Annotated in this window: 7 protein-coding genes and 3 pseudogenes; 9 read left to right on the top strand and 1 reads right to left on the bottom strand. The window is 68.2% G+C overall.

What is annotated here, in order from left to right; translation table 11 throughout:
• The first annotated feature begins 162 nt into the window (after positions 1–162).
• From CCR87_RS04960 to CCR87_RS04945, 4 genes are all read left to right on the top strand, one after another.
• Positions 163–1206, top strand: a complete 1044-nt coding sequence (locus CCR87_RS04960) for an ABC transporter substrate-binding protein (protein WP_201156456.1) — start codon at positions 163–165, stop codon at positions 1204–1206.
• Between the two features lie 6 nt (positions 1207–1212).
• Positions 1213–2511, top strand: a complete 1299-nt coding sequence (locus tag CCR87_RS04955) for an ABC transporter permease (RefSeq protein WP_201156455.1) — start codon at positions 1213–1215, stop codon at positions 2509–2511.
• Positions 2511–3335 (top strand): ABC transporter permease, encoded by an 825-nt coding sequence (locus CCR87_RS04950; RefSeq protein ID WP_201156458.1) that lies wholly within the window; start codon positions 2511–2513, stop codon positions 3333–3335. The genes CCR87_RS04955 and CCR87_RS04950 overlap by 1 nt, the downstream gene beginning before the upstream one ends.
• Before the next feature lie 151 nt (positions 3336–3486).
• Positions 3487–5322 carry an ABC transporter ATP-binding protein gene (locus CCR87_RS04945; RefSeq protein WP_338048876.1) on the top strand — a complete coding sequence of 612 codons (1836 nt, stop codon included), beginning with the start codon at positions 3487–3489 and terminating at the stop codon, positions 5320–5322.
• Positions 5323–5415: 93 nt separating this feature from the next.
• Here the strand turns inward: CCR87_RS04945 and CCR87_RS04940 are convergent, their stop codons facing one another.
• Positions 5416–6240 carry a glycosyltransferase family 25 protein gene (locus tag CCR87_RS04940; protein WP_201156454.1) on the bottom strand — a complete coding sequence of 275 codons (825 nt, stop codon included), beginning with the start codon at positions 6238–6240 and terminating at the stop codon, positions 5416–5418.
• A gap of 341 nt (positions 6241–6581) precedes the next feature.
• Here CCR87_RS04940 and CCR87_RS17775 point away from each other — a divergent pair.
• The 5 genes and pseudogenes from CCR87_RS17775 to tnpC all read left to right on the top strand — a co-directional run.
• Positions 6582–6851 (top strand): annotated as a pseudogene (locus CCR87_RS17775) (IS110 family transposase); the annotation flags it as partial.
• 376 nt (positions 6852–7227) lie between these two features.
• A pseudogene (locus CCR87_RS17155) lies at positions 7228–8057 on the top strand (IS256 family transposase); the annotation flags it as partial.
• A gap of 61 nt (positions 8058–8118) precedes the next feature.
• Complete coding sequence (tnpA, locus tag CCR87_RS04925; RefSeq protein WP_201156453.1) at positions 8119–8523, top strand: IS66-like element accessory protein TnpA; 405 nt, start codon at positions 8119–8121, stop codon at positions 8521–8523.
• Positions 8520–8743 (top strand): annotated as a pseudogene (tnpB, locus tag CCR87_RS17150) (IS66 family insertion sequence element accessory protein TnpB); the annotation flags it as partial. The gene tnpA and the pseudogene tnpB, both read left to right, overlap by 4 nt.
• A gap of 194 nt (positions 8744–8937) precedes the next feature.
• Positions 8938–10569, top strand: coding sequence for an IS66 family transposase (gene tnpC / locus CCR87_RS04915; protein ID WP_201156452.1), 1632 nt, complete (start codon positions 8938–8940; stop codon positions 10567–10569).
• Positions 10570–10593: the final 24 nt, after the last annotated feature.

The raw sequence follows: 10593 nt of genomic DNA, 5'->3' as shown, positions 1-10593 counted from the left end.
CCGGGCGCCCGCATCGCGGGCGCGGCGGCCCCCGGCAGCCCGGATGGGGCGGGGTTTTCGCACCTCCCCCCCGCGCGCCCCCTTGACCGGCGCCGATGCGCCGACGCACCCTCCGGTCACAAACGGCGGCGCCAACGCCGCGGCACCCACAGGGAGACACCGATGACCCGCACCCCCACGCGCCTGTGTGCACTGATGGCCGGCGCCCTGATCGCCGCCCCCGCCACCTCCGAGACGCTGACGGTCTCGTCCTGGGGGGGCGTGTACCAGGACGCGCAGCGCGCGCTGTACTTCACCCCCTTTGCCGAGGCGTTCGGCGTCACCGTGCTGGAGGATGAATTCGGCGGCGGCGTCGGCGTGCTGCGCGCGCAGGTGATGTCCGGCACCCCCACCTGGAACGTCGTCCAGGTGGAGGCCGAGGAGCTGACGCTCGGCTGCGAGGAAGGGCTGTTCGTCCCCATCGATTACGACCTGCTGGATTTCGGCCCCGAGGATTTCATCCCCGGTGCGGCCACCGAATGCGGCGTGGGCACCATCGTGTGGTCCAAGGTGCTGACCTATGACGCCAACCGGGTGGACATCGCGCCCGAAAGCTGGGCCGACTTCTGGGACACCGACACCTGGCCCGGCACGCGCGGGCTGCGCCGGGGCGCGCAGTACAACCTGGAATTCGCGCTGATGGCCGACGGCGTCGCCCCGGACGCGGTGTACGACGTGCTGCGCACCCCCGAAGGCGTGGACCGCGCGTTCGCCAAGCTCGACGAGCTGCGCGACAGCGTGATCTGGTGGCAGGCCGGCGCGCAGCCGTTGCAGATGCTGGCGGCAGGCGAGGTGGTGATGAGCACCGTCTACAACGGCCGCGTCACCGCGTCGAACCGCACCGGCGGCACCGATTTCCGCGTGGTCTGGCCCGGCAGCATCTATGCCATCGACAGCTGGGTGATCGTGGAGGGCACCCCCAACGTGGACACCGCCCACGCCTTCATCAACTACACCATCGCCCCCGAGCGGCAGGCCCAGATGCCCGAATTCATCGCCTATGGCACCACCGTCACCGCCGCCAGCGACTTCGTGCCCGAGGAATTCGCCGCCGACCTGCCCACCACCCCGGGCAACATCGAGCAAGCGATCGAGTTCGACACCGAGTTCTGGGTCGAGAACATCGAGAGCCTGACCGAACGCTTCGACCGCTGGGCGGCGCGGTAACACCGCATGGCGGCGCTGGCCGAACCTGGCCCGGATCAGGGCGCCAATCGGGGCGCAAATCCGGGTCTCGACCGCGCCGAGGCGCGCGCGCTGCGGGCGCGGCTGTGGCGCAGCGAACGGCGCCGGCAGCTGCGCGCCTTCGGGCTGGTGGCGCCGCTGGCGCTGTTCCTGGCGGTGGTGTTCGTGCTGCCGATCGTGCAGATGCTGGGCGCGGCGTGGCATGACCGATCGGTCGCGGATGCGATGCCGCGCACCGCCGCGGCCATCGCGTCGTGGGACCGCGACGGCCCCCCCTCCGAGGAGGTCTATGCCGCCATCGCCGCCGACCTGATCGCGGGCCGCCAGACCCGCGCGCTGGCGCTGCCGGCGCAGCGCCTCAACCAGGAGCTGACGGGGTTCCGCACGGTGATCTTCGGCACCGCGCGCGCGCTGCCGGACCTGGGGGCCGACGCCCCGCCCGAAGGCTGGCGCGACACGCTGACGGGGATCGACGACCGCTGGGCCGACACCGCGCATCTGGTGGTGCTGCAACGCGCCGCCCGGCCGTGGACGTCGTATTACATGCTGCATGCGCTGGACATGGAGCGCGGCCTGGATGACCGCATCGCGCGCCAACCCCCCGATGAACGCCTGTTCGTGCAACTTGCGCTGCGCACGCTGGGGATCGCGGCCACGGTGACGGTGGTGTGCGCGGTGATGGGGTTTCCGCTTGCGTATCTGCTGGCAACGGTCTCGGGCGGGGTGCGGGCGGTGCTGCTGGTGATGGTGCTGCTGCCGTTCTGGACCTCGCTTCTGGTGCGCACCGCGGCGTGGATCGTGATGCTGCAAAGCGAAGGCCTGGTGAACAGCGCGCTGATGTGGACCGGCGCGATCGGCGAACCGCTGCGGCTGATCTACAACCGCTTCGGCGTGATCGCGGTGATGAGCCAGGTGCTGCTGCCGTTCATGGTGCTGCCGCTCTATGCGGTGATGCAGGGGATCTCGCCGTGGTACATGCGCGCGGCCCAGAGCCTGGGCGCGCCGTTCGCCACCGCGTTCCGGCGGGTGTACCTGCCGCAGACGATGCCGGGGCTGGCGGCAGGCACGCTGCTGGTGTTCATGCTGTCCATCGGCTATTACATCACGCCCGCGCTGGTGGGCGGGCGCGGCGACCAGATGCTGAGCTATTTCATCGCCTTCTACGCCACCGAGACGGCCAACTGGGGCCTTGCGGCGGCGCTGGGGACGATGCTGACGGGGATCGTGGCGGTGCTGTTCGTGCTGTATTCCCGCGTCTTCGGCACCCGTGAGCTGAGCGTCGGATGATGCGCCTGCCGCCCCATGCCAGCCGGGCCCAGCGGGTGGGATATGCGCTCTACCTGCTGTTCTGCGGGCTGGTGCTGCTGTTCCTCGTGGCGCCGCTGATCGCCATCGTGCCGCTGGCGTTCAACGAAGGCAGCTTCCTGACCTATCCGCTGTCCGGCGTCAGCACCCGCTGGTTCGAGGCGTTCTTCGCCTCGGCCACCTGGCAGCTGTCGATCCGCAACACCTTTGTCGTGGGGGTGTGCGCGGCGGCGCTGGCGACGGTGCTGGGCACGATGGCGGCGCTGGGGCTGGCGCGCGCGCCGTTCCCCGGCAGCCGGCTGCTGATGGCGCTGATCCTGTCGCCGATGGTGGTGCCGCTGGTGATCACGGCGCTGGGGATGTTCTTCCTGTTCTCGCGGCTGGGGCTGACGAATTCGCTGCTGGGGCTGATCCTGGCGCACACCGCGCTGGGGGTGCCGTTCGTGGTGATCACCGTGTCGGCCACGTTGCAGGGGTTCGACACCAACCTGCCGCGGGCGGCGGCATCGCTGGGGGCGGGGCCGATCCTGGCGTTCCGACGGGTGACGCTGCCGGTGATCGCGCCCGGCGTCACGGTGGGGGCGCTGTTTGCCTTCGCCACCTCGTTCGACGAGGTGGTGGTGGCGATCTTCCTCGTGGGTCCCGCGCAACGCACGCTGCCGCGCCAGATGTTCAGCGGCATCCGCGAGAACCTCGACCCCACCATCGCGGCGGCGGCCAGCTTCATGATGCTGATCTCGGTGCTGCTGCTGCTGGCGGTGGAGCTGTTGCGCCGCCGCTCGGCGCGGATGCGCGGGCTGGGCTGAGGGCGCGGCGGGGGATTTCTCGACATCCGCGGCCGTGGGGGGTATGCGGGGGGGAATTGCCGCGCGGCGCGTGGCCGACAGGGCGTGTGGAACGGACATGGCAGCAGGGTCTGACACGGCAACCGACGGCGCGACCGTGCGTCCAACCCCGGTGCCCGCCGCGGGCAGCCGCAGCCAGGACGACACCGTGCCCCAGCCCGATGGCCGGCTGTGGCGGCTGATCCGGCGGCTGGCCGGTCCCGGCCTGCTGGCGCGCCTGCTGATGGAGAGCGTGCCGGGGCAGAAGCGCAAGTACGGCGTCGCCGTGGCCGCGATGGTGGTGGTGGCCGCCACCGCCGCGGCGGCCGCCTGGTCCATGGGGGCCATCGTTGATTCCATGACCGAGCCCGACAACCGCGGCCGCGTCTTCATGGTCGCAGGCGCGGTGGTGGCGATCTTCGTGCTCAAGGGCGCGGCGAGCTTCATTCAGGTCGTCATGATGACGCGGGCCGGCAACCGGATCGTGGCGGAGAAGCAGGAACTTCTCTACCAGCGGCTGCTGACGCAGGGGGTATCGTTCTTCAACATCACCGAATCCTCAGACCTGCTGATGCGCGTGACGCAAAGCGCGCAGATGGCGCGGCGGGTGATCGACACCATCGTCACGAGCTTCGTGCGCGACCTGCTGACGCTGATCGGACTGCTGGCGGTGATGATCTACCAGCAGCCGGTTTTGTCGATGGTCTGCCTCGTGCTGGGGCCGGTGGTGCTGTGGGGTCTGCGCCGCCTGCTGTCCAAGGTGCGCGAGATCATGTCCCAGGAAATGGCGGGCATGGCCGAGATCATCAAGGTGATCCAGGAAACCTCGACCGGGGTCCGCGTGGTCAAGGCGTTCGCCCTGGAGGAACGCATGGCCACCCGCATGGGCACCGCCGTGCGCCAGGTGGAGACCCGCGCCAACAAGATCGCCCGGCTGGAGGCCGCGACCACGCCGCTTCTGGACACGCTGACGGGGCTCGCGATCGGCGGCATCGTGGTGCTGTCGGCGGTCAACCTGTTCGGCATCGAGGCCGGCACCCCCGGCCAGCTGATGAGCTTCGTCACCGCGCTGCTGATGGCCTACGAGCCCGCCAAGCGGCTGTCGCGCATGCGCGTGTCGATCGAGGCGGGCATGGTCGGCGTGCGCATGATGTACGAGCTGCTGGACCAGCCCCAGACCATGCTGGAGCGCCCCGGCGCCACCGACCTGCGCGATGGCGCGGGCGAGGTGCGCCTGGACGGCGTCCGCTTCGGCTATGCCGAGGACAAGCCGGTGATCGACGGCATGGACCTGACGTTCGAGGCCGGCAAGATGACCGCCCTCGTCGGCCCCTCGGGCGGGGGCAAGTCCACGGTGCTGAACCTCGTGATGCGGCTGTACGACCCGCACGCCGGCCGGGTGTTGATCGACGGGCAGGACATCGCGGACGCCACCTTCGCCTCCCTGCGCAAGCGCATCGCCTTCGTGGGGCAGGACACCTTCCTGTTCTCCACGTCGGTGATGGAGAACCTGCGCTTCGGCCGCCCCGGCGCCTCGGACGAGGAGGTGATCGAGGCCGCCCGCACCGCCCACGCCGACGAATTCATCCGCACCCTGCCGCAGGGCTACGACACCCCGGTGGGCGAGAACGGCTCGTTCCTGTCGGGCGGCCAGCGCCAGCGCATCGCCATCGCCCGCGCGGTGCTGCGCCGCGCCCCCATCCTGCTGCTGGACGAGGCGACATCCGCCCTCGACAGCCACTCCGAGGCGCTGGTCCGCGACGCGCTGGAGCGCATCAGCCGGGGCGTGACCACCATCGTCATCGCCCACCGCCTGTCGACCGTCCTGAACGCCGACACGGTCTGCTACCTCGAAGGCGGTCGCGTCCTGGAACAGGGCCCCGTCGACGAGCTTCTCGCCCGAGGCGGCCCCTTCCGCGCCCTCTTCGACGAACAGTTCGGCCACGCAGGACGCATCGCGGCGGGCTAACACTGCGCAATTTTGAAGCGCGCGGCGTCTGCCTCTGGCCCATGCCTTCTGCATAAGTCGGACGAATCTTCCGATACATAACTACGGGAATAATCATCCTGCTTCTGTCGTGGACGAAACTTTTACCGCCGTTCTCACAGGGCCGTAACGGGGGAGCAGACGTCCATAGCGGGCCAGATGGGCGGCCTTGCCCAGCAGGTTGCTCACCCGTAGCCCGTGCACAGGCAACCGGCGGTACCAAGAGAATTTCCGGACTCTGTCATAGTCCGTGCCGGTGATGGTGCTCTCGCCTCCGTCATCGGGGTGGGCGGGCCAAGGCTCCAATCCGAAGTGACGCAAGTCGTGGATGTGGCTTCGGTCGATCTCGTGGTCGATCGGCCGGGTGATCGGCAGCATCCGTGGCAGCAGACGCTCGATAGCGCCAGATCCGATCAGATAGGCGCCCATCCCGGTAGCCGGACCGAGATAGGCGTTCATGCGCCACCCTGCCAGCCGCCCCTGGCAGACCGGCCCACGGGCGCGGATATGCGCGAGCTTGAGCACATCCCATTCCGAACGGGCCGACATGGCGGCCGCAACAGCGGAAGCGAAACCGGGGTGCAGGACGACGTCATCTTCAAGGATCAGTCCCGCCTCAGCGCCACTTTCGGCGATGCGCGCCCAAGCGGCAAGATGGGCGTGATAACAGCCGATCTCGCCCGACAGTACCTCGCGCCCGGTGTTGCGACGAAAGGACCGCAGATCAACGCTACGCGACAGTTCCTTCCAGCGGGCAGTGCCATCCACCCCTGGCTGAAGCACCATCGGCCAGGGCAGGGTTGTGGCTTGAGCCTCCATTCGCGCCCGGCGCTCGACCGAGCGCGGAAGCGATATGAGCAGACAAAGCGGCTTCTCTGCCGCATTCCACCCGTCTATCATCCTTTCACCCTCACTCACTCCCCTCATCAGCCCGCTTTCCCATCTCATCACCCGACCCGTTAGGGTGCCAGAGTTCGACTCGCGACAGATACCGAGGGGGCAACTCCGAATAGGCCGCACCCTCGGGATCGGACCCCAACTCTTGGGTAACTTCAAGTCCCTCGAGCATAAGCCAGCTGCCTGGAAAGCTCGCCCTCCTAGGTGTTTGATCCCATGATCGCGGCGTGAGCTGACTGGACCGGTGGCCTCTCGCGCGGCATTCTCCGTTCGAGGGTTGCGCTAGGCGGGCTGGCGCCGAGCCTCAAGAATGGGGGAGAGACGAACTACAGGATAGCACGTTCATCGGGCTGGATGTCCACAAGGCGACGCTCTCGGTCGCGGTTGCGCGCGGCGAGCGCGGCAGTGAGGTCCGCCAATGGGGCGCGGTGCCGCACCGTCCCGATCATGTCCGCAAACTGGTGGACAAGGTGGCCGCAGGCGGGGGTCGGCTGCATTTCTGCTATGAGGCGGGTGCCTGCGGGTATGGCCTGCAGCGCCATCTTGTGGAGATGGGGCATGAGTGCATCGTGGTGGCGCCCTCGCTCATCCCAATAGGCTGTGTCCCCGGTGATTCTCCAATCGCGTTGCTCAAGTGCTGATCTCGCTGCGCTTCGTCCTGCGTGCTGGGCTCTGGGTTTCTCTCCGTGGTCATCACGCTGGCGCCACATGTTGGCGTTCAGGGTCTCGTGGATCGAAGTGGTGTGCGCGCTCGGTGCCCAAACCCGGGAGCGACCTCGCCCTCGCCGCGCGTCCCGGCTGGACGCATTCCGCTACGCTGGCCGTCAGCGTCGTTTCGTTCGTCTCCCTATACTGTCGCGGCCTCCCGGAAGGGCGTGTTGGTGCGCCACATGGCGTGGAGGGTCACGGCCAGCTTCCGGGCCAACGGAGAGTGTCCGATCTTCTGTGTATGGGTAATCCGGTCCATGCTTCCTGAGAGGGACATGGACCATGACGATTTCGAACGAGCTGCTGGACGAGCTTCTGAAGGGCTGCAGGCGGCCTGAGGATCTCCTTGGTGATACCGGGCTGATGAAGGAGCTGAAGGTCCGGCTGATGGAGCGCATGCTCGGGGCCGAGCTGAGCGCGCATCTGGGCTATGAGGCCGGTGCCGAGCTGCCGCTTGCGGTGCCGCGAGACCGGCAGGGCAGTTTCGAGCCGGAGCTGGTGAAGAAGGGCGAGACCCGGATCGACGGGATCGACGACAAGATCGTCGGGCTCTATGCCGCCGGGCTGTCGGTGCGCGACAGTGAGCCATTGAGGCGCCATTGGTTCGAGCCCAATGGCGAACGCCCATCTGGAGGAGCTCTACGGGCTGCGGGTGTCGCCCGACCTGATCAGCCGCGGCGAGCCATTGAGGCGCCATTGGTTCAAGCCCAATGGCGAGCGACGCCGTGCTGGACGAGGTCAGGGAATGGCAACACCGGGCGCTGGACCGCATGTATCCCATCGTGATCTTCGACGCGCTGCGGGTGAAGATCCGGGATGCCGACAGCCGGACGGTGAAGAACAAGGCGGTCTACATCGCCCTGGGCGTCACCCGGGACGGGGAGCGCGAGGTCCTCGGCCTCTGGATCGCTGATAACGAGGGCGCCAAGTTCTGGCTGTCGGTGATGACCGAGCTGCGCAACCGGGGCGTCCAGGACATCCTGATCGCGGTTGTGGACGGGCTGAAGGGTTTCCCCGAGGCGATCACCGCGGCCTTCCCCGAGACTATGGTCCAGACCTGCATCGTGCATCTGACCCGGCATTCGATGAACTTCTGCAGCTGGAAGGACCGCAGTGAGCATCCGGCGTGAGCCGTCTGCGCTGGCCGCGTGAATAGGCGTAAGGCATGGCCTTATGTCATGCTCTTCCAGTTTCACCCCGATCGAACTCTTCACCGCCGAGGACGTGGGTCGTCGTCGGCACTGGTCTGACGAGGACAAGGTCCGCATCGTCGAGGAGAGCTTCCGTGGGCACCGTCAGGGGTCGGCGACGGCTCGGCGGTACGGGATCTCGCGGTCGCTGCTGTCGATCTGGCGGCGTGCGTATCGCGATGGGACGCTCGGGGGCCCGGATCTTGGCGGCAGCTTCGTGCCGTTGGTGATGGAGGAGGCTGCGGCGGCCCCGGTGGGGCACTCGGCGCCGCCATCGCAGGATGCCCGGATCGACATCACGCTGCCGAACGGGCGGTGCATGACGATCCCTGCGTCACTACCGCCGTCGCATCTTGCGGCCCTGCTGGCCGTGGTGGATCCGAGATGATTGCGTTTCCGGCCGGGGTGAAGGTCTGGATCGCGGGCGGCGTGACCGACATGCGCTGCGGGATGAACAGCCTGGCGCTGAAGGTGCAGGAGGGGCTCGGGCGCGACCCGCACGCGGGCGAGCTCTTCTGCTTTCGGGGGCGCAGGGGCGATCTCGTGAAGATCCTCTGGCATGACGGCGTCGGCATGTCGCTTTATGCGAAGCGGCTGGAGGCAGGGAANAGGGAAGTTCATCTGGCCCGCGGGCGGCTCGGGGGAGGCCGTTCAGGTCTCGGCGGCGCAGTTGGGCTATCTCCTGGAAGGTATCGACTGGCGCAACCCGCGCTGGACGCAACGCCCTGCAAAGGTGGGATAAATCACCGTCTCCGGTCTGTTTTTCATGGGCTTTGCAAGCCCGGCGTGGTAGATTTTGGCCATGTCCGAGGCCGCCTCCGAACTCGAGAAACTGCGCGCCGCTCTGGCTGTCGCCGAGGGGCGCGCCGCCGCAGCCGAGGCCGACCTCGCGCAGGCCCGCGCGGTGGTGTCGACCTCCGAGGCGATGATCGCGGCGTTGAAGCTCGAGATCGCGCTGCTACGGCGCGACAAGTACGGCCGCAGCCCGGAACGCACCGCAAGGCTCCTCGACCAGCTGGAACTCCAGCTCGAGGAGCTGGTCGCCGATGCCGCCGAGGACGCGGCCGGGGCTGAGCAGACGGCCGAGAAGACGACGAAGGTCGCGGCCTTTGATCGGCGCAAGCCCGTGAAGAAGCCGTTCCCCGAGCACCTGCCGCGCGAACGCGTCGTGGTCGAGGCGCCGACATGCTGCAGCGCCTGCGGCTCGGACCGGATCGTGAAGATGGGCGAGGACATCACCGAGACGCTGGAGGTGGTGCCGCGCAAGTGGAAGGTGATCGAGACGGTGCGCGAGAAGTTCACCTGCCGGCACTGCGAGAAGATCAGCCAGCCACCCGCCCCGTTCCATCCCATCCCGCGCGGCTGGGCCGGCCCCAGCCTGCTCGCCATGATCGTGTTCGAGAAGTACGGGCAGCATCAGCCCCTGAACCGTCAGGCCGAGCGCTATGCCCGCGAAGGAGTGGAGCTGAGCCTGTCGACGCTGGCCGACCAAGTGGGCGCCGTGACCGCCCTGCTGACGCCGCTCAAGGCGCTGATCGAGGCCCATGTGCGCGCCACCACCCGGCTGCATGGCGACGACACCACCGTACCGCTCCTGGCCCGCGGCGGGACAAAGACCGCACGCCTCTGGACCTATGTCCGCGATGACCGGCCGTTCGACGGCACCGCACCTCCGGCGGTCGTCTTCCACTTCTCCCGCGACCGCGGCGGCGAACATCCGACGGCGCATCTGAAGGGCTGGCAGGGGATCCTGCAGGCCGACGCCTATGCCGGCTACAACCCGCTCTACGATCCCGCGCGGCAGCCCGGGCCGGTGGTCCCGGCACTGTGCTGGAGCCACGCGCGGCGCAAGTTCTTCGAGCTTGCCGACGTCGAGACCAACGTCCGCAAGGGCAAATCGGCCAAGGACATCTCCCCCATCGCCCTGGAAGCCGTCCGGCGGATCGATGCCCTCTTCGAGATCGAGCGCGGCATCAACGGCCAGGCCCCAGAGGCACGGCTGGAGGTCCGCAAGCAGCTGTCGGCGCCGCTCGTCGAGGACCTCGAGCGCTGGCTGCGGGGCGAACGCGCGCAGCTGTCGAAACACGCCAAGGTGGCCAAGGCCATCGACTACCTGCTGTCACAGAACCACTGGCCGGGCTTCACCCGGTTCCTGGAGGACGGCCGGATCTGCTTGAGCAACAATGCCGCCGAACGAGCGCTCCGTGGCGTGGCCCTCGGCCGGAAGTCCTGGCTCTTCGCCGGCTCCGAGCGCGGAGGCCAGCGCGCCGCCGTCATGTACACCCTGATCGGCACCGCCAAGCTTAACGGCATCGACCCGCAGGCATGGCTCGCCGACGTCATCGCCCGCATCTCCGACATCCCCGTCTCACGCCTGCCCGAACTGCTCCCGTGGAACTGGGCCGCCCCCGCAGCCAGCGTCAAGGCCGCCTGACCGCGGTTCCCACCGGATGCTTAC

This window comes from Rhodobaculum claviforme (assembly GCF_016653255.1).
Lineage (GTDB): Bacteria > Pseudomonadota > Alphaproteobacteria > Rhodobacterales > Rhodobacteraceae > Rhodobaculum > Rhodobaculum claviforme.
Note: the sequence above shows the minus strand (reverse complement) of the source record. Positions and strands in the feature narration are given on the sequence as shown.